At 64.4% G+C, this 20197-nt stretch carries 17 protein-coding genes; all 17 read left to right on the top strand.

The genetic code is table 11. From position 1 onward, the window contains the following. Nucleotides 1–121: 121 nt before the first annotated feature. Entirely contained in the window at nucleotides 122–2566 is a 2445-nt protein-coding gene (locus GEV06_01070) for an AAA domain-containing protein (protein MPZ16495.1), read from the top strand. A gap of 477 nt (nucleotides 2567–3043) precedes the next feature. Then, entirely contained in the window at nucleotides 3044–5698 is a 2655-nt protein-coding gene (gene bamA / locus GEV06_01065; GenBank protein ID MPZ16494.1) for an outer membrane protein assembly factor BamA, read from the top strand. Nucleotides 5699–5862: 164 nt separating this feature from the next. After that, nucleotides 5863–6543 carry a hypothetical protein gene (locus tag GEV06_01060; protein ID MPZ16493.1) on the top strand — a complete coding sequence of 227 codons (681 nt, stop codon included), beginning with the start codon at nucleotides 5863–5865 and terminating at the stop codon, nucleotides 6541–6543. Continuing rightward, on the top strand, nucleotides 6540–7931 hold the full coding sequence (lpxA, locus tag GEV06_01055) for an acyl-ACP--UDP-N-acetylglucosamine O-acyltransferase (protein ID MPZ16492.1): 1392 nt from the start codon (nucleotides 6540–6542) through the stop codon (nucleotides 7929–7931). Before GEV06_01060 ends, lpxA begins: the two co-directional genes overlap by 4 nt. A 107-nt stretch (nucleotides 7932–8038) precedes the next feature. Further along, nucleotides 8039–8866: a DUF1009 domain-containing protein gene (locus tag GEV06_01050; protein MPZ16491.1), complete on the top strand. Its 828-nt coding sequence runs from the start codon at nucleotides 8039–8041 to the stop codon at nucleotides 8864–8866. Continuing rightward, nucleotides 8863–9810, top strand: coding sequence for a gfo/Idh/MocA family oxidoreductase (locus tag GEV06_01045; protein ID MPZ16490.1), 948 nt, complete (start codon nucleotides 8863–8865; stop codon nucleotides 9808–9810). Before GEV06_01050 ends, GEV06_01045 begins: the two co-directional genes overlap by 4 nt. Next, a complete protein-coding gene (locus GEV06_01040; GenBank protein ID MPZ16489.1) occupies nucleotides 9800–10702 on the top strand; it encodes a hypothetical protein in 903 nt (300 codons plus the stop codon). Before GEV06_01045 ends, GEV06_01040 begins: the two co-directional genes overlap by 11 nt. After that, the gene (locus GEV06_01035; protein ID MPZ16488.1) at nucleotides 10699–11493 is read left to right on the top strand and encodes a hypothetical protein; all 795 of its coding nucleotides are present in this window, start codon (nucleotides 10699–10701) and stop codon (nucleotides 11491–11493) included. Before GEV06_01040 ends, GEV06_01035 begins: the two co-directional genes overlap by 4 nt. A gap of 121 nt (nucleotides 11494–11614) precedes the next feature. Continuing rightward, complete coding sequence (gene mqnC, locus GEV06_01030; GenBank protein MPZ16487.1) at nucleotides 11615–12820, top strand: dehypoxanthine futalosine cyclase; 1206 nt, start codon at nucleotides 11615–11617, stop codon at nucleotides 12818–12820. A 90-nt stretch (nucleotides 12821–12910) separates the two neighbouring features. Then, entirely contained in the window at nucleotides 12911–14146 is a 1236-nt protein-coding gene (locus GEV06_01025) for an amidohydrolase family protein (protein MPZ16486.1), read from the top strand. Nucleotides 14147–14154: 8 nt separating this feature from the next. Continuing rightward, nucleotides 14155–15024: a 4-hydroxybenzoate octaprenyltransferase gene (locus tag GEV06_01020; GenBank protein MPZ16485.1), complete on the top strand. Its 870-nt coding sequence runs from the start codon at nucleotides 14155–14157 to the stop codon at nucleotides 15022–15024. Continuing rightward, the gene (locus GEV06_01015) at nucleotides 15014–15619 is read left to right on the top strand and encodes a UbiX family flavin prenyltransferase (GenBank protein ID MPZ16484.1); all 606 of its coding nucleotides are present in this window, start codon (nucleotides 15014–15016) and stop codon (nucleotides 15617–15619) included. The genes GEV06_01020 and GEV06_01015 overlap by 11 nt, the downstream gene beginning before the upstream one ends. Continuing rightward, a complete protein-coding gene (ubiE, locus tag GEV06_01010) occupies nucleotides 15616–16401 on the top strand; it encodes a bifunctional demethylmenaquinone methyltransferase/2-methoxy-6-polyprenyl-1,4-benzoquinol methylase UbiE (protein ID MPZ16483.1) in 786 nt (261 codons plus the stop codon). Before GEV06_01015 ends, ubiE begins: the two co-directional genes overlap by 4 nt. Nucleotides 16402–16536: 135 nt before the next feature. After that, on the top strand, nucleotides 16537–17532 hold the full coding sequence (locus tag GEV06_01005; GenBank protein ID MPZ16482.1) for a TonB family protein: 996 nt from the start codon (nucleotides 16537–16539) through the stop codon (nucleotides 17530–17532). 68 nt (nucleotides 17533–17600) lie between these two features. Further along, nucleotides 17601–18572, top strand: coding sequence for a tRNA (adenosine(37)-N6)-dimethylallyltransferase MiaA (miaA, locus tag GEV06_01000; GenBank protein ID MPZ16481.1), 972 nt, complete (start codon nucleotides 17601–17603; stop codon nucleotides 18570–18572). Next, a complete protein-coding gene (gene hfq, locus GEV06_00995) occupies nucleotides 18572–18832 on the top strand; it encodes an RNA chaperone Hfq (GenBank protein MPZ16480.1) in 261 nt (86 codons plus the stop codon). The genes miaA and hfq overlap by 1 nt, the downstream gene beginning before the upstream one ends. Nucleotides 18833–18978: 146 nt before the next feature. Beyond that, on the top strand, nucleotides 18979–20190 hold the full coding sequence (locus GEV06_00990; protein MPZ16479.1) for a phosphopentomutase: 1212 nt from the start codon (nucleotides 18979–18981) through the stop codon (nucleotides 20188–20190). Nucleotides 20191–20197 lie beyond the last annotated feature (7 nt).

Here is a 20197-nt window from a genome sequence, read left to right as displayed (position 1 = left end):
CTCGGCGGCGCGTGTGCCAGGCGCAGAACCTGGCGGGTTGGATGGTCATCGGTTCCGCCGTATAATGTGAACATCGTGCGAGCAACGTTGACGGCGGATCACGACTGACGTAGGAACGCGGATGTTCGAACGGTACACGGAGCGGGCGCGCCGCGTGCTCTTTTTCGCACGCTACGAGGCGAGCCAGTTGGGCAGCGTCTCCATCGAGACCGAGCACCTTCTGCTCGGGCTGATCCGCGAAGGTAAGGGGCTGACGAGCCGTATCTTTCAGCGGAGTCACCTCTCGCTTGAAGGCATCCGGAAAGAGATCGAGGGCAGGGCAGGATTTCGCGACAAGGTCTCGACGTCGGTCGAGATCCCGTTCAGCGCGGAAACCAAGCGTGTCCTCACGTTCGCCGCGGAGGAGGCCGACCGGCTTCTTCACAACTACATCGGCACCGAGCACCTCCTCTTGGGGCTCCTGCGCGAAGAGCGGTCAGTGGCGGCCAACATCCTGATTGAAAAAGGGATGCGGCTCAACACCGTTCGCGATGACGTCATCGCCCTCCTGAACGAAAAAACGACACTCACACGCGGCAACAAGGAAACGCCGCTTTTGTCCGAGTTCAGCCGCGATTTGACGGAGGCGGCGCTCAAGAACCAGCTCGATCCGCTCGTTGGGCGTGAGACGGAGGTGGAGCGGGTCCAGCAGGTGCTCTGCCGCCGCACCAAGAACAACGCGGTGCTCATTGGCGAGCCTGGCGTCGGCAAGACCGCCATCGTCGAGGGGATCGCCCAGAAAATCGTCTGTGGCGATGTGCCACACTTCCTCGCCGACAAGCGCATCCTTGCGCTCGATATCTCGCTCATCGTTGCCGGGACCAAGTATCGCGGCCAGTTCGAGGAACGCCTCAAGGCGATCATGAAGGAGCTGGTCGAGAACCCGAACATCATCGTGTTCATCGACGAGTTGCACACGCTGGTAGGTGCCGGCTCCGCCGAGGGCTCGCTCGATGCGGCCAACATCCTGAAGCCTGCGCTCTCGCGCGGTGAGATTCGCTGCATCGGGGCGACCACGCCGACCGAATACCGGAAATACATCGAAAAGGATCGCTCGCTCGAGCGTCGCTTCCAGGCGGTCAGGGTCGAGGCGCCAGCCCCGGAGGAGACACTCGAGATCCTCATGGGCGTCAAGGACCGCTACGAAGGGTTCCACAACGTCGACTACACGCGGGACGCGATCGAGGCCGCTGTCTATCAGTCCAGCCGCTACATCACCGACCGCTTCCTTCCCGACAAGGCCATCGACCTCATCGACGAAGCCGGTGCGCGGGCCAAGCTGCGTGAGGCGGGCTATAGCGAGGAATTCGGCCAGATCAACAAGAACATCCGCATTGCCACCGAGCAGATGGAACATGCGGTCGCCCAAAAGGACTTCGAAAAGGCCCAGTTCTATCGCGACCAGGAGCTCGTGGCCCGCGAGAACCTCCAATACGTCCGCGAAAGGTTCGAGGTCCCTGGGCGCCGGATCGTTGTCGTTCGCCAGGACATCGATGAGGTGGTTTCCAAGTGGACGGGCGTCCCCATCACGTCCATTAATGAGGACGAGGGGAGCAAGCTCCTACGGATGGAGGAGGAGCTGCACAAGCGGGTCGTCAGCCAGGAGCGGGCGATCTCGGCGCTCTCGCGAGCGATTCGCCGCTCGCGCGCCGGCCTCAAGAACCCGAACCGGCCCGTGGGGAGCTTCCTGTTTCTCGGTCCGACCGGCGTCGGCAAGACCGAGCTGGCCCGCGCGCTGGCGAGCTTCTTGTTCGGCAGCGACAACGCGCTGATCCGCTTCGACATGTCCGAGTACATGGAAAAGCATTCGGTGTCGAAGCTCATTGGCTCGCCGCCGGGTTACGTCGGTCACGAGGAAGGCGGTCAACTGACCGAAAAAGTGAAGCGGCACCCGTACTCTGTCGTACTGCTCGACGAGATTGAAAAGGCCCATCCGGACCTGTTCAACATCCTCCTGCAGGTGTTCGAAGACGGGCATCTGACCGATGGCCTCGGCAATCGCGTGAACTTCAAGAACGCGATTATGATCATGACGTCGAACATCGGCGCACGCTACATCCAGAAGAAGGCGGCCGTCGGCTTCCAGGCGGCCGACACCCGGGAGATCACGAAGTCGGTGTCGGAAATGGTCCTGGGTGAGGTCAAGCGAACGTTCAACCCGGAGTTCATCAACCGTCTCGACGAGATCATCGTCTTCGAGGCGCTGACCGACGAAGACCTCCAGAGAATCGCGCAGTTGCTCGTCGAGCAGATCAACATCAACCTGGCCGATCGCCAGCTTCGCATCGAGCTCACGGGAGACGTGGTGGACTGGGTGATTCACATCACCTGCAACGACCGGACGTATGGCGCCCGACCGCTGCGTCGAGCCATTCAGCGCTTCATCGAGGATCCGCTGTCGGAAGAGCTGATCCGTGGACAGCTCAAGCAGGGTACCAAGGTGGAGGTGTACCTCGAGGATGGCGTCTTGGCCTGGCGCCCCTCCGGCAGCACCGAGGTCGGGCGGAAGCTGCCGGCCCGGAACTAGGACTAGGGTGACAGGGTGGGGGGGTGACAGGGGGGTGACAGGGGGTTTTTCGGAGCTTGGGCAAGCACATCTCATGAAATGGGAGCGTCGCCCCGGCCCATCCTCTCCCGAGGCCCGATCACCCTACCCCTGCCAGCGCCTCACCCCCTCACCAGGTCACCTTGTCACCGTTCACCATCTTCCCCGGCGCCCGTTCCTTCCCTGCCCTCGGCCACGGCCTGTTCAGGAACGTCTAACATCCTGTAGACTGAACGCTTGGCTGGCTCCCTAAGGAGTCCTGTATTTTCGGACGAGTCCTGGGGGCGGTCTTGTGAGTCTTGGCGCCTCCAGCGGCTTGCCGTGAGCACGGTCGCGCGCGGGCGGCTGTGCAGCCCGAGGGCGTGAAGGCGTGTACGCAGACACTTTTTTTCTTGAAATCCGCTGGGAGTCCGCCGAGGCGCGAAGTGCGAAGGTGGGCGTTGCGGATAGGATCTCACGATGTTGAGACGGGTCGAGGTGGTGCTGGCGGCGGTCGGCTTGTTCTTGGCAGCCGGCCTCGCTAGCGCCCAGACACAGCAAGCGCCGCCGACCAGTCAGGGGCAATCCCAACCCCAGCCCACGCAGGAGTCCCCGCCCACGGAGCCGGCCGCCTCTCAGGGCCAGGTGGTGCAGGTCAAGGGGCCGGTCAACATTTGCGGCCAGAAAGCTATCCCGCCGGACAACCTACCGCCGGCCGGATCACCGCCGGTCTTCTGGCTGATCGTCCCCTGCTTCGAGGCGCAAGGGGGGCAGCCTGTGGTCGACGCGCAGACGTACGTCTACTACATCCAGAGCCTCGGGAAGATCAGTCGGCCTTCGCAGAACCAGTGGACGCCCTGGAGTGAACAGATCGAGCAGAGCCTCATTGGCGACTTCCGCCGTCTGTGGGGGACCAACTTTCTCGACAACCTGGCAGTCGAGGTCCGCGACTACGCGTTCGAGAATGGGGTGGTGGGGAAGGTCGCGCTCATTCAAATGGAGGAGCGCCAGCGGGTGAAGATTGTCGACTATCAGGGCACCGAGGCGCTCAACAGCACGGACATCGACGACAACCTGCGTGAAGCGGGCGCGATGATTCGGCTGGACACCTTTCTCGATGAGGGGGGCATCCGGCGCGTCGAAGGCCTCATCCGCAGCATGCTGGCGGAGAAGGGACACCTGGATGCGAAGGTGACCCACAGCCTGACGCCGTTGAAGACCGGGCCGAAGCTCGTGCACCTGACGTTCAGCATCGAGGACGGCCCGAAGGTCAAGATCGACCGCATTACGTTCCTCGGCAACGAGGCCGTGTCCGACCGGAAGCTCCGGGGCAAGATGGAGCACAACAAGCAACCGGGCTTCTTCCGGTTCATCGGCATCGGCGGGGGCACCTACAAGGAAGAGCAGTTCGAAGAAGACGCCCAGCGGATCATGGCCTACTATCGCGAGGAGGGCTATCTCAAAGCGAGCGTCGGGCAGCCCGAGATTCGATCGCTCAGCGCCTCGAAAGATGGGAACAAGCGCTCGGTCGAGGTGCGGATTCCGATCACGGAGGGCCGACGCTACCGCGTGGGCAAGTTCGACTTTGCGGAGAACAAGGTCGTCAAGCAAGATGCGCTGCGGTCGCTCTTTTCCATCGACGAAGGCGACTACTACGACGAGGACCGAATCCGGAAAGGGTACGAGCAGGCGACCGAGCTCTATGGGTCCGGTGGCTACTTCGAGTTCACAGCCTATCCAGAGTTCAGCTACGAGGACACGAAGGATCCGAACGCCGCGCCGGTCGCAGCGAACACGGACGAGAGCAAGCCAGCCGTCGTCGATGTGACGATGCACATCGAGGAAGGCGAGCAGTACTTCATCAACAAGATCGCGTTCCAGGGCAATACGACGACGCGCGACCACGTCATTCGGCGTGAGATGCGGCTGTTGGAGAGTGGCGTCTTCAACACGGCGGCGCTGAAGCACAGCGTCAGGCGACTGAATCAGCTTGGCTACTTCACACCGCTCGAAGAGCAGGAGGACATCGAGGTCGAGAAGACGCCGAACGAGAAGAACAAGGTCGACGTCACGCTCAAGGTGGAGGAGCAGAACCGCAACCAGATCACGTTTGGTGCCGGCGTGTCGCAGTGGGAGGGTGTGTTCGGTCAGCTCCAGTTCCAGACGGCCAACTTCATGGGACGCGGTGAGACGCTCTCGCTGATGCTTGCGGCCGGGTCGCGATCGGCCAACTACCAGCTTGGCTTCACCGAGCCGTTCATGTTCGACCGGCCCATCACGGCCGGCTTCGAGCTCCACAGTCGTTACGTCCAGTACATTGGTGCGTTCACGCAGCGATCAACGGGCGGCAACGTGAGCTTTGGCTTCCCGGTCGCCGACTTCACGCGGACGTTCTTGACGTACAGCTACGAGCGAATTCGCGTCGTCGATCTCAATCCGCTCTACGAGCAGTTGGTCGCAAACAACCCGTTTCTCGCGGAGGCTCTGCTGCTTGACGATGAGGGGACGCGCGTGGTGAGTCAGATCACGCCAACGATCCGGTTCGACACCGTCAATCACCCCATCTTTCCCACCATGGGAGCGCGGTTCCAAGCTGGGGTCGATGTTGCCGGCATCGGCGGGAACGTGAACTTCATCAAGCCGGTGCTCGAGGGTACGTGGTGGATTCCGCACACGAGCCGCACTTCGATTGGCGTGCACGGGCAAACGCAGTTCATTGCGCCGTACGCGGGCACGGAGTCGCTCCCCATCTTCGAGCGGCTCTGGCTGGGCGGTGAGTACAGTGTGCGTGGCTTCGACTACCGTACGATTGGCCCACGTGATCAGGCGACCGGCGCGGTCCTGGGCGGCAACAAGAGCCTGCTGTTCAACGCTGAGTATGCGATCACGATCGCGGAACCCGTCCGCCTCGTCTTCTTCTATGATGCGGGTCAGGTGCGGGACTCCAACGAGACATTTCGGATGGATGAGTTCAAGACGTCGACCGGCGCCGAGGTGCGGTTCTTCATGCCGGTCCTGAACGTGCCATTTCGGCTCATCTTCGCTTACAATCCGCAGCGGGATGGTGTGCTCGACAACAACAACGAGCCGCAGCGCGAGTTCCAGTTCCGCTTTGCAGTCGGGTCTACTTTCTGACGATGAGTAGTGGTCAGTGGCCAGTGATCAGTGGCCGGCCGGTGCACCACCGTCTGGGGGTTGACGTCGATTGCCGACGAAAGGACGCCGCGAGCCCCCGACCGGAGGTAAACCGGCTGACCACTGGCCACTGACCCCTGACCACTGTGAAAGGACGCGTGTGCATGAAGAGCGTGTTGACGACAGTGGCTCTCAGCCTGACGCTGACGGCCACTCCTTTGTTTGCCGGAACCAGCCCGCAAGAGACCGATCAAAAGCCGGCGGCCGAAAAGCCGGCTGCCGAGAAGCCGGCGGCCGAACCGCCGCAGCAGCCTGTCGAAGCGCCAGCGATTGAGCCGCCCGTCCGGCCGAGCCAGCCACCACGCCCATTCCCTGAGGGGTCGAAGGTGGCCTATGTAGATGTGCAGGCAATCGTCAGCGAGTCCGCGGAGGGCAAAGCGGCGTCGGGTCAGATTCAGTCGTTTGCTGACAAGATGAATACCCAGCTGCAACCAAAGACGAAATCGCTGCAGGACACCGAGCAAAAGCTCGAACAGGGCGGATCGGTGCTGAGCGAGGAGGTGCGCGCGCAGTTGCAGCGGTCCGTGGAACAACAGCGCGTCGAGCTGCAACGCGCTCAGCAGGACGCACAACGGGAGTTGCAACAGCTCAACGCCGACATCCAGCAGAAGTTCATCCAGAAGCTGCTGCCGGTTATTGGGAAGGTGGCTCAACAGAAGGGGCTTCACTTCGTCTTGAGCCTCACCCCAGACGTGCTGTTTGCCGATAGCGGTCTCAACATCACACCGGATGTCATCAAGGCGCTCGATGCCGCGGCGGGAACCAACACGCCGCCGAAGAAGTGAGCAGCGCCGGGCACGTGGTGAGCCCGTACACACGGTATCCGGAGAGTGCTCGGAACCACGAGACCGTGTCGATCGATATCCCGCAAGTGCTCGAGCGGTTCTGTTACCGGTATCCCTCGCCCCTGGTTGATGCCGTCACAGAGTTCCGGCCCGGTGAGCGCGCCGTGGCGGTGAAGAACGTCACCGTCAATGAGGAGTTCTTTCAAGGACACTTTCCCGGGGCGCCGCTGATGCCGGGAGTGCTGATGATCGAAGCGCTGGCGCAAGTAGCGGCGTTGCTCCTGCTCGGCGGTAGGGCGGGTTCGCCGAACGCGCCGTCTGGACGCCTCGGCGAGGCGTCCCTACCTGAAGCTACAGCGAAGGTCGGCGAAGCCATGCGACGCCGGGCCCATCTGCGCGGCGTCAACCGCGCGAAATTCCGCCGCCAGGTCGTGCCGGGTGATCAGGTGCACCTCGAGGTCACCCTCGTCCGTGCGCGGCGGAGCCTCGCGAAAGTATTTGGCGCTGCCCATGTGGGCTCACAGCTCGTGGCCGAGGCGGAGCTGCTGCTCGGCCTCCAGGCCGAGCCGGTGCAGATTCACCCAGCAGCGATCGTGCACCCGAACGCGCGCATCGGCGAGGGCACGATCATCGGGCCGAACGCGGTGATTGGCGAGCATGTCGAGATCGGCCGCTCCTGCCGCGTGGGTCCCAACGCCGTGATCGAGGGCTGGACAGAGCTTGGCGATCACAGCGAGGTCTTCCACTCCGCGTCGATTGGGCTCATCCCGCAAGACTTGAAGTTCAGCGGCGAGCAGACGCGGCTCGTGATAGGGGTCAACAACGTCTTCCGCGAGTTCGTGACGGTCCACCGCGGAACGCGCGGCGGTGGCGGCGTCACCTCGATCGGCGACCACAATGTCTTCATGGCCTGCGCCCACGTGGCGCACGATTGCCACGTCGGCAATCACACCATCTTCGGAAATGGCGCAACGCTCGGCGGACACGTGCTGGTCGAGGACTTCGCGACCATTAGCGCCTATTCCGGCGTGCACCAGTTCTGCCGCGTGGGGCGTCACGCGTTCATTGGCGGGTATTCGGTCGTCACCAAGGATGCGCTGCCCTACGGGAAGACGGTAGGGAACCGCGCGCGATTTTACGGCCTGAACACGGTCGGTCTGATTCGTCGCGGCTTTCAGGAGGATGTGATCGCGCGGCTCAAGCGGGCGTATCGCTATCTCATGCTCTCGAAGCTCAACGCATCCCGCGCGCTCGCGCAGATCGAGCAAGACGGGCTGGTGGAGTGTCCCGACGTGCGGTATCTCGTCGAGTTCATCCGCGACTCGAAGCGAGGTGTGATCCTTCGCCGTCCGACTCGGCGGGTCGAAGAGATGCTGGTAGAAGAGTGACCACGAGGTTCGCGTGCTTCGTGGTTGAATCTTTGTGATGCTCTTCGTGGTTTTGCGACGCTGCTGGCCTTTGACGCAATCTCGCTGACCGCCAACCTCGGCATACGATGACCATCGGTCTAATCGCCGGAAACGGGCGGTTCCCATTTCTCGTGCTCGAGGCCGCCCGGGCGCTGGGGCACCAGGTCGTCGTGGTGGCCGTCAAGGAGGAGGCAGCGGCGGAGCTCGAACAGGCCGCGCAGGGCTGCGGCGCCTCGCTGCACTGGGTATCCCTGGGACAGCTCGGGCGGGCGATTCGTATCCTCGAAGGCGCGCGTGTCCAACAGGCGGTGATGGCCGGGCAAGTCAAGCACGTCAAGATCTTCTCTGACATCGTTCCCGATTGGACGCTGTTGCAGGTGCTGGTGCGGCTCAAGGCGAAGTCGACCGACGCGCTGATCGCTGCGGTAGCGGATGTGTTGCGCGATCACGGTATCGAGCTGCTCGACTCGACGACGTTTCTCCAGCCGCTCATGGCGGGCCCGGGGACCCTCAGCCGACGAGAACCCAGTAGCGAGCAGCAGGACGATCTTGCCTTTGGCTACCGCATGGCAGACGCGATCGCCGGCCTCGACATTGGCCAGACCATCGTCGTGAAGAACTGTGCCGTCGTGGCGGTCGAGGCCATGGAAGGGACCGACGAAACCATCGTGCGCGCGGGCCGCCTGGCTGGACCTGGGACCTGCGTCATCAAGGTACGCAAGCCACGCCAGGACATGCGCTTCGACGTGCCGGTCGTTGGCGTGCGGACCGTTGCGAGCATGGCGCAGGTGGGTGCAGAAGTGTTGTCCGTGGACGCGGAGAAGACGCTCGTCTTGGATGGCGATGAGTTCTACCGCGCCGCGGATGCTGCCGGCATCGCGGTGGTCGGACGCCCACACGGGGGTGCGGGATGAGCGCAGACATCCGGCGCGTGCAGGTGGCTGTCGTTGGCGTTGGCGCTCTGGGCCGCCATCATGCACGCATTCTCGCCGCGCTCGATGATGCGGTCCTCGTGGCTGTTGTCGACTCGAACGCAGCACGGGCAGCGGAAGTAGCCGAGGCGTACGGCACCCGAGCCTTCACGGATGTCGCGGCGTTGACCGATGTCGACGCTGTCACGATCGCAACGCCAACCGCATCACATCACGACCTGGCGCGCCACTTCCTGGATCGTGGAACCTCGGTGCTGGTGGAGAAGCCACTCGCGCGCACCCTGGCCGAGGCTGAAGAGCTCGTAGCGGTAGCAAGCCGTCGCGGCGTGCCGCTTGCGGTTGGCCACACCGAGCGCTTCAATCCTGCTGTGGACGCCGCGCTGCCGTTTCTCACGCGGCCTCGCTTTGTCGAGGTGCATCGTCTCGGCACCTTCAGTGAGCGAAGCCTCGATATCGATGTGGTCTTCGACTTGATGATTCACGACCTCGACCTGTTGCTGGCCACGCTCGGTGACGAGGTCGTGAGCGTCGACGCGGTGGGCATCCCGGTACTCAGCAATCGAGTGGACATCGCGAACGCGCGGCTCCGGTTCGGCTCCGGATGTATCGCCAACGTGACGGCGAGCCGCATTAGCAGGGAGAAGGTGCGCAAGATCCGGTTCATGGAGCCCGCGGCCTACGTCTCCATCGACTACGCGAGCCAGGAGGTCGAGTGCTGGCGGCTCGTGCGCCGTGATGGTGGCCGTCCCCAGATCGAGGGCGGTAAGATCGATGTGCAGCGAGAGGAACCGCTCAAGCGCGAGCTAGCGGACTTCGTAGCGGCCACCCGCGATGAGCGGTCTCCTCGTGTTACGGGCGAGGATGGTCGCCGTGCGCTCGCCCTGGCCGATCGCATCAATCGCGAGATGACCCGTCATGGCCACTGAGATTTTGTCGGAGCTGGCGGCGAAGGTGGCAGCCGGCGCTCGCTTGACCGTCGACGATGGTCGCGCTCTCTTGGAGACGCGGGATCTGATTCAGCTTGGCATGCTGGCGAGCGACGCGCGGAGCCGGCGCCATGGCGCGCGTGCGACGTTCGTTCGCGTGTGTGACGTGCCTCTTGCGCACGCCGGGACCGCAGCGCTGCCACTGGCAACGGCGGGCGAGCTGCGCTTGGTGGGTGAGCCAGCGAGCGCTGCGGAGTCCCTCGCAGCGGTGCATGCCCTTGTGGAGCGCGCGGGCGAGGTGCCGGTCACTGGATTTGCCTTGCATGTGCTCGGCGGTCTGGCTGGGAGCGACCGAGCCCTGACCGAGTTGCTCGTCTCGCTGAAGGACGCCGGGCTTGCCGCCGTCGCAGAAGCCAGTGCCGAGCGTCTGAGCGACGGAGGCGCCGCACTCGCGCCGCTAGTCGATGCGGGCGTGCTCCTCGCACGCCTGGTTGTCGAGCATCCCCTCGACCCGACAGGCGCGCCGGCCTGGCTGGACGGCCTGCGACGCCTGCAGGAAGAAGCGGGTGTCATCCGTGCTATGGCGCCGCTGGCGCGGCAGCAGCCGCCTGACGCGCCGACGACAGGGTACGACGATGTGCGCGTGGTTGCGCTGACGCGATTGCTCTTGGACAACGTCGAGAGCATCCAGACCAACTGGCGCCGCTCGAGTGCAAAGCTCGCGCAGGTGACGCTGATGTTCGGGGCCGATGATCTCGACGATGTGCCGGCGCAGGATGTGACTGACCTGGGCCCGCGCCGCAGCTCACTCGAGGAAGTCCGGCGTAACATCCGTGCCGCGTCGCTCGAGCCCATCGAGCGCAACGCCCGTTTCGAAAGGCTCATGCGATGACGCGCGTCCGGCTAGGCGCGGTCGGCTATCTCAACGCGCGCCCGCTCGTCCACGGTCTTGACGATCACGCCAGCACCTTCGACCTGCGCTTCGACCCGCCGGCCGTGTGCGCTGATCTGCTACACGCAGGGCGGATCGACCTTGGCATGATTCCTTCGTTCGAGTATCTGCAGCGGCCCGAATACCGCGTCGTCCCAGAGCTTGCGATCGGCTCGGACGGTCCGGTGAGCTCGGTCGCACTGTTTACAACACGCCCCCTCCACCTGGTGCGATCGATTGCGCTCGACACGAGCTCGCGCACATCGGTGGTGCTCGTCCAGCTTCTGTGTCGACACCACTTCGGCATCCAACCGACATTCGACGCGCAGGCCCCGGATCTCGCGGCCATGCTCGCTCATTGTGACGCCGCCCTGTTGATTGGCGACCTGGCGCTCTTTGCCGAGCACGAGCGGCTCGGGGCGGCGAAGATCGACCTGGGTGAGGCGTGGACGACCATGACCAGGCTACCGTTTGTCTGGGCCTTCTGGGCTGGGCCGGAGACGGGCCTGATCTCTCCTCAGGTCTGCGGGCGCTTACGCGAGGCACGCGCTCTCGGCGTCGCTGCCGTCGATGAGATTGCGCGTGACTTCAGCCAGGGGAACGGGACGCGCTGCGCCGTTGCGGCAACATATCTGCGCACGCACATTAAATACGGCCTCGGCCCGGAGTACTTGGAAGGTTTGCGCAGATTTCATACGCTGGCGGTGGAGGGCGGATTCGCGCCAGAATTGAGACCGGTACGCTTCTTCTAAGGGGGAAAAGGGACCCGGTCCTTTTTCCACACGGCGCGTTCGGCGAACGCGCCCTACCCAGCAGGTAGGGACGCCTCGCCGAGGCGTCCACTTCGGGTTCTCGAGGGTTCGAAGGGTGACGATGACCGTTCGGTCAATAGCCGAGAAAGCCGCCGCGGGCGGCCGTGTCACGCCAGACGAGGCGCTGCGCGTGTATCTCGAAGCACCGACGTGGCTGCTTGGCCAGGCGGCGGACGAGATTCGTGCGCGCAAGCATCCTGGGGGAATTGTCTCCTACATCATCGACCGCAACGTCAACTACACCAACGTGTGCGTGGCGCGCTGCAACTTCTGCGCCTTCTACCGCACGGTGGGATCGTCCGAGGGCTATGTCCTCTCGTTCGACGAGATCTTTCGGAAGATCGATGAGACGATTGCCGTCGGCGGCGTGCAGATGCTGCTTCAAGGTGGCCACAATCCGGACCTCCCGCTGGAGTGGTACGAAGATCTCTTCCGAGCGGTCAAGCAGCGCTACCCTCTCTTCAAGCTGCACGCGCTCTCCCCGCCGGAGATCCTGCACATCAGTCGCATGTCCCGGCTGCCTGTCGAGCGAGTCATCGACCGGCTGGTGACTGCCGGCTTGGACAGTGTCCCGGGTGGTGGAGCTGAGATTCTCGTCGACCGCGTGCGACGACAGCTCAATTGCTATGGCAAGGCCACGGCCGACGAGTGGATCGACGTCATGCGCCACGCTCATCGAGCCGGGCTCCGCACAACTGCGACGATGATGTACGGGAGCGTCGACACGGAAGCGGAGCGGATCGAGCACTTGATACGGCTGCGCGATTTGCAGGACGAGACCGGCGGCTTCACCGCATTCATTACCTGGAGTTATCAGCCGGACCACACGGAGCTCGGCGGATACGAGCGGACGGGGCTCGAATACCTTCGCACGCTTGCTCTTTCGCGGATCGTCCTCGACAATTTCGACAATCTGCAGGCGTCCTGGGTGACGCAAGGCGGGAAAGTCGGGCAGCTCAGCCTCCTCTTTGGCGCCAACGACATGGGGAGCGTCATGATCGAGGAGAACGTCGTTCGTGCAGCCGGCGCCAGCTATTGCATGGACGAGGTCGAGATCGTCCGTAACATCGAGAACATCGGCTTCGTGCCGAAGCGCCGCAACATGCACTACGACATGCTCGGCGATCCGCTGTTTCGTGAGCAGCGTATTCCGCGTCGTCGAACGCTGGACACGGCCAAGGGTGACGACGATCCGCTGATTCCAGACGAGCTCGCTCACTATCCGGCGCGCAGCCGCGCGGGCCGCGTAGGTCGGGGGCAGGTTTAACCCGGCGCGTTCGGCGAACGCGCCCTACCATCGCGGTAGCCGGGGCCATCGCGGTAGGGCCGCCTCGCCGAGGCGTCCGTCGTAATCGACATGCCATTGCCGGCCGACCAAGACAGGCCAGCGTGCGTCCGATGGCGAGCCGCCTGTGTCCTGCCTATCGTCGAGCCGCCGATTGCCGACGGTTGGCTCGACGTTGCCGATGGGCGCATCCTGCGTGTCGGACGTCCTGGCGATGAGCCGCCGGACGTCGTCGTTGACGACGAGCGGGATCTGGGTAGGGCCGCGATTCTGCCTGGTCTCGTCAACGCGCACACACATCTCGAGCTTTCGTTCTTGCGAGGCCGCGTGCCGCCGGCGCAATCGATGCCGGAGTGGGTCCGCGTGCTGATGCGCGAGCGCGCGGCGGCACAAGACGATCCGACACCCGCGATCCGGGCGGCGGTGGAGCAGCTCGAGCGCGCCGGCACCGCGGCCGTTGGCGACGTCGGTAATACGCGCGGAGCCGTGACGGTGCTCCTGGAAAGCACGCTCCACGCGTTGAGCTTCCACGAGCTGCTTGGATTCCGCGGAGACGCACGCGCGATCGTGACTGACGCCCGTTCCGGCATGCGGCTGGTCGATGCGAGAGGAAGGGTGCGTGAGGCACTCGCGGCTCATGCGCCGTACTCCTCGTCTCCGGAGCTCTTCGTCGCAATCGAGCAAGCGAGTCGGGCGGAGCCGGTCGGTCGCCTGAGCGTGCACTTGGGTGAATCGCCGGAAGAGGTCGAGCTGCTTTATACCGCTGGGGGGAGCTGGCGAGATCTGTTGGAGGATCTGGGCGCCTGGCCTGAGAGCTGGCGGGCGCCAGGATGCCGACCGGTCGAGTTTCTGGCCCAGCTGGGATGGTTGACGCCCAGGACGATCGTCGTGCACGGCGTACAGCTCGAGGACACCGAGCTGAGGATGCTGGCGAAAGCGGGAGCGACGATGGTCACCTGCCCGCGCAGTAACCAATGGGTGGGCGTGGGGCCGCCCCCGATCGAGCGGTTCTGGGCCAGCGGTGTGCGGCTGGCGGTGGGCACGGATAGTCTGGCGAGCGCGCCGGATCTCAACCTCTTCGCGGAGCTCGCCGAGGTGAGACGCTTGGCGCCCAGCGTTCCCGCCGCAGAGCTGCTGCGGTGGGCGACGCTGAACGGCGCGTGTGCGTTAGGCTTCGATCATTTGGGAGCGATAGCCCAGGGACTCGCGGCGCGCCTGATCTCGATCGAGCTTCCGGCCGAGATCGACGGTGTCGAAGAATGCTTGGTTCGGGGCGTGTCATCCGACCGCATTCGGTGGATTGCGTAGGTCAGGGAGTGGCAATCATGCGTTGGGCAACCCGCATCCGTACGTACCTGTCGTTCGTGCGGGTCAGCCACTCAGTATTCGCACTGCCGTTCGCGTTGGTTGGCGCGCTGCTGGCGAGTAGGTACGAGCCGCTGACGTGGCACCGTGTGCTGTGGATCGTGGTGGCCATGGTTGGCGCGCGCAGTGCCGCCATGGCGTTCAACCGCTTGGTCGACGCTCGCTTCGATGCCCTGAACCCGCGGACGTCGATGCGGGAGCTGCCAAGCGGCGCGCTGTCGTGGGCCGAGGCTAGCGCATTTCTGGCCGTGGCGACTGGTGTGTTCGTGTACGCTGCGTGGCAGCTTGGCCCCATGTGTCTTGCGCTCTCGCCGTTGGCGCTCGCCATCGTCTTCTGGTACTCGCTCGCGAAGCGATATACGTGGGCGACGCAGCTCTTCCTGGGATTGGCGCTTGCCGTTGCGCCGGTAGGTGGTTGGATCGCCGCCGGTGGGCACATGGCGTGGGAGCCGCTGCTGCTTGCGCTCGCCATCGGCGCCTGGGTGGCGGGCTTCGACATCTTGTATGCGTGCCAGGATCTGCAATTCGACCGCACTTACGGTCTCCATTCAATCCCTGTGCGCTACGGCATCCGGACCGCTTTGCAGATCTCCCGAGGGCTCCACGTTGTTGCCGTCCTTTTCCTCGGCGTGCTCGGCGTGGTGACTCAACTGGGTCCCATCTACTTTGCCGGCGTGATCGCGGTCGGCCTGCTGCTGGCCTACGAGCAATCGTTGGTGTCGATCGATGACCTCTCGCAGGTAAAGCGGGCCTTCGATCTCAACGGCTACGTCGGAATCCTGTACTTGCTCACGACGGGTGTTTCCCTCTATGTCCACTAACATCGCGGTCGCCATCACGGGTGCCAGCGGAGCGCTCTACGGCGTGCGCACGCTTGCCGCGCTACTCGAGCGTGGCTGCGCCATCGATCTCATCGTCACCGATTTTGGTCGGCGGCTGCTACGGGACGAGCTCGGCGATGAGGCGGCCGTGGATCGTCTCGCGGCATACCTCGTGAGTCGGTACGGCGAACGGGTGAACGACGGCGGGCTGACCTTGCACAGTAACAAGGATCTCGGCGCACGCATTGCGAGCGGCAGCGGCGGCGCAGAGGCGATGGTCGTCGTTCCCTGCTCGATGAAAACGCTCGCGGGCATCGCCCACGGTCTGTCGCGCAACCTCGTCGAACGTGCTGCGGACGTCATGCTGAAGGAGCGCAGGAGGCTGGTGGTGGTTCCGCGGGAGACGCCGCTCAGCCTGCCGCAGTTGCGAAACATGCTCCTGTGCGGTGAGGCGGGCGCGCTGGTGCTCCCGGCCATGCCGGCCTTTTATCAGCTTCCGCGCACGCTCGACGATCTCGCCGATTTTATGGCTGGCAAGGTGCTGTCGGCGCTCGGCTTCGATCACGATCTCTATCCGCGCTGGGAGCCACGATGACTGCCGCCGTGGGGCAGGGGAGGGGGACCGGTGGGGACCCATCAGCAGCGAGTCCCCTGCTCGGCAAGAAGCCCCGTGAAATCGCTCGCATGTTCGATGCGATCGCGGGGCGGTACGACCTGCTGAATCATCTGCTCAGCGGCGGCCTGGACCTCTATTGGCGCGCGCGCGCCGTCGGCGCCCTGCAGCTCACGGGTCATGAAGTCGTGCTCGATCTCTGCACGGGCACGTGCGACCTGGCGCTCGGCCTGTGCCGCCGTGGTCGCGCGCGCCGTGTCGTGGGCGTGGATTTTTCCGCGGAGATGCTACGTGTGGGCCTGGGGAAAGTACGCGCGAAGCGGGAGGAGCGCCGCGTGCCGCTCCTCCGCGGTGATGCCATGCGCATTCCCCTTGCGGACGCGAGCGTCGACGCGGTGACGATGGCGTTCGGTCTGCGTAACGTGGAGGTGCCGGCGACCGCTCTGGCGGAGGTGGCCCGGGTGCTGCGTCCGGGGGGGCGGATCGCCATTCTCGAGTTTGGGGCGCCACGCATGCCGGTCGTGCGATCGCTGTATTTCTGGTACTTTCGGCACGTCTTGCCGCGCATTGGTCGGTTGGTGTCCCGCCATCGCAACGCCTACACGTATCTGCCGGCGTCGGTCGACGCCTTTGTTCCACCTGAAGAGGTGGCTGCGGCAATCGAGTCGCAGGGCCTGTCAGCAGTTCGTATCGTCCAACTGAGTCTTGGCGTCGTCTATATGTACGCCGCGGCGAAGTTAACCGCCGAACCACGCGCTGCCTGATAGTTTCCTGCTCGAGCGGCCAAAAGGGGACAGTCCCCTTTTGGCCCTTCCGCGTCCTTCGCCACAAACGCGCTAGAGGGAGGGTCGCCGTGTTCCCGGCGCCGTTTTTGCATTTATACTCGCGTAAGTACCTCTGTGCACCTAATCATTGACGAGTTTCGTCCGGAGCCGGAATCGCTCGAGAGCGCAATCTCGCGCCGCGAAGGGGTGCTTCTCTCGATCATTTTCCACCTCCTGGTGCTCGTGGCGGTCCTGCTGGGCCCGCGACTGCCGTGGGTGCAGGCCCTGCTGAAAGAATCGGCCGAGGCCCGTGCACAGGCCGTCGAAGAGGCGGAGAAGCGTTTGGCACAGGCGCCGCGCTTCGTCTTTCTCACGCCGCGCATCCCCGAGACGCCGCCAAAGCCACCGCCTGATTCGATGCTCTCGGATAGTGACGGTGAAGCACGGGCGCCGGAACGGGCCGAGCGTCCTGCCAACGAGCTGCCGTTCTCGCGCGGCAACTCGCCCGATTTCGTCGATGAACGACCTGCGGAGGCGCCTCGCCGAGAGGCGGACACGGCGCCGCCCGCGTCACCGGCTGAGCCGCCACAGCGCGCCGAGAACGAGACCAACGGCGCCACGCCACTGGAGTTGCCGGAGCGTGAGCGTTCCGAGCCAGTGCCGCAGCGCTCCGACACGGCGCCGGCGGTCAAGCCGCAGGCGCGCAACTCACCCGGCGATGTGCTTGGGCGCGCGCTGGAGAACCTCGAGCGATACGTACCCGAGGAGACATTCGAGAATCCTGACGGCGGCGCGGGGCGCTACGGTCAGGACTTCGATTTCGACCGGAAGGGCGTCGAGTTCGGCCCGTGGATCCGTTTCTTCCGCGCGCAAGTGCGCTCCAATTGGCTGGTGCCCGAGGCCGCGGCGGTGATGAAAGGGCACGTCGTCATCACACTCAACGTCTGGAAGGACGGCCGTATCACTGACATCGGTGTGGTGAAGCCCTCCGGTGTCGATGCCTTTGATCGAGCCGCGGTCAACGCGCTGCGCTGGTCCAGTCCCACGAGGCCCCTTCCACCGGCGTACCCGGACGACAGGGTCTTCTTCACCGTGACCTTCTACTACAACGAGTGGCCATCGTCGCAGTAAGGTGATCTGCTCACGATGTCGGGGCCGACACGTTCGCAGCAGCTTGGCCTGCTGATCCTGCTCGCCGGATTGCTGGCGCTGGCAGTAGTCCGGTGGTGGTGGTAGCGCACGTGCCGCTTCTCGTCGCGATCCTCGGCACCACGGCTACGGGAAAGAGCAAGCTGGCGCTCGATCTCGCCGAGCGGCATCAAGGCGAGATTGTGAACTGTGATTCGACTGCGATCTACAAGTATTTCGACATCGGCACCGACAAGGTGCCCGTGTCGGGGCGGCGCGGCATTCCGCATCACCTCATCGACATTCTCGAGCCGACCGAGACCTATTCTGCTGCGCAATTCGCCCGTGATGCGGCGGGCGTGATCCGCGAGATCACCGCACGGGGAAAGCTTCCCATTCTGGTTGGTGGAACGGGGTTTTACTACCGAGCGCTGACACGCGGCCTCTTCGAAGGCCCCGGCCGTAGCGAGGACCTGCGCGCGCGGCTGCACGCCATTGGGGCACGGCGCGGCGTGCCGTTCCTGCATCGGATGGTCGCCCGCCTCGATCCAGCGTCGGCGATGCGTATCATGCTGCGAGACGAGAAGCGCCTCGTCCGCGCGCTGGAAGTCTATTTCTTGACGGGCCGGCCGCTGTCGGCGCACTTCGCCGCGACCCGGCCGGCGCTCACCGGGTATCGCACGCTGGCGCTTGGCCTGAGGCTGCCGGCGGCGCGTATTGCTGAGCGCGTCGCGCGACGTGTGGACGAACAGTTCGCACGCGGCCTGGTCGACGAAGTACGGCGTCTGCTGGCGGCCGGCGTGCCGGAGCGTGCACACCCGTTCAGTGGCCTCGTCTACCGCCAGATCCTGGAGATGCTTCACGGCGTACGGGATGAGCCCGCGACGCGCGCGCTGATCGTTCGGGAGAACAAGCGGTATGCGCGGCGACAGTTGATCTGGTTCCGGAAAGAGCCTAATCTACACTGGCTGGACGGTGCGGGTGAGTGGCCGACGACCTTTGAGGCTGCTGAGGCCGTGCTGGACATTTGGAGAAGGCACTGATGGCACAGACTCGCGAATCTCGGGCGTCGTCGCCGCCGAACATTCAGGACGTATTCCTCAACCATGCTCGCCGCGAGCGGTTGGTTGTCGCCATCCGACTCATGGACGGTCAGGCGCTGGAGGGCCGCATCAAGAACTTCGATCGGTTCGCCATCATTGTCGAGTTGGAGGGTGCTGACCACATGATCTTCAAGCACGCCATCTCGACCATCAGGTCGGGCCGCACGCTCACCAACTATTTTGGCTCGCACGACTCCTAGTGTCCTGTCCGCGTGCGCCGAGCGCGCCCGACCATCGTGACGGGAGAGACGCCTCACTGAGGCGTCCTGACCTGGCGTTCATGACTGCCCCGTGACAGGTGACCCCCACAACCGAACGCGTGGCTCCTGAGGCCGCCGCTCGCCGCTTGCCATGGCGGCGTGCGATTCTCATCGTGCTCGATTCGGTCGGCATCGGTGAGTTGCCGGACGCCAGCCGATACGGGGACGCTGGCAGTAACACGCTCGGTAACATCTCCGCATACGTCCAGCTCCAGATCCCAGTGCTCTGCAGTCTCGGACTTCGGCACCTGGTCGTCTTGCGCGGGATCGAGCCTCCACCGCAGCCGGCGGGAGCGTTCGGACGCCTGCGCGAGGCGTCGCCCGGCAAGGACTCGGTGACGGGCCATTGGGAGCTCGCTGGCGTCGTTTTGGACGAGCCGTTTCCGGTTTTTCCTCACGGCTTCCCGCGCGATGTCATCGAGATGTTCGAGCGACGAATCGGCCGCGCGACACTGGGCAATCATTCAGCCTCCGGTACGGAGGTCATCGAGCGCTATGGCGTGGAGCACCTCCGCAGCGGCCGACCCATTGTCTACACGTCGGCCGACAGCGTCTTCCAGATCGCCGCGCATGAGGAGGTGACGCCTGTCGACGAGCTCTATCGCTACTGCGAGATTGCATTCGACCTGGTGGCGAAAGGGCTCGGCGTCGGGCGAGTCATCGCGCGGCCGTTCTTGGGCAGCCCGGGTCAGTTCCAGCGCGATTCGGCTCGCCGGCATGACTTTGCCCGCACGCCGCCGAGCGAGACGCTCCTGGATCACCTGGCGCGGGCCGGCTGGCCCGTGGTGGCTATCGGTAAGATCAGCGATCTCTTCGGTGGCCGCGGCATCACGACCGACGTCCCGACGGGCAGCGATGACGAAGGCATGGATGCGATCGAGCATGCCTTCAGAACAGTGGACCGTGGCCTGGTCTTCGCGAATCTCGTGGACTTCGACACGCTTTACGGTCACCGCAATAATGTGGAAGGCTACGCTCGCAACCTGGAGCGGTTCGATGCGCGGTTGGCCGACCTCGTCTCGCGCTTGCGTCCCGACGATCTGCTCGTAATTACAGCCGATCACGGCAACGACCCGACGACGCCGTCAACCGATCACTCGCGCGAGCACGTCCCGGTCCTTCTCGTGGGTGCGGGTGTGCGGCCCGTCGACCTCGGGGAGCGCACGACCTTCGCAGACCTGGGGCAAACGCTGGCGGAGGGCTTCGGGGTAGCGCCGCTCGACCACGGGGTCAGCTTTCTCCGTCTTCTTTATGGGCCAGGCCCAGACGCCGTGGGTGAGGCGTCCACTGACCACTGAGCGGGAA

The organism is Luteitalea sp., assembly GCA_009377605.1.
Taxonomy (GTDB): Bacteria; Acidobacteriota; Vicinamibacteria; order Vicinamibacterales; family Vicinamibacteraceae; genus WHTT01.
This window is presented reverse-complemented; position numbering and strand designations above follow the sequence as displayed.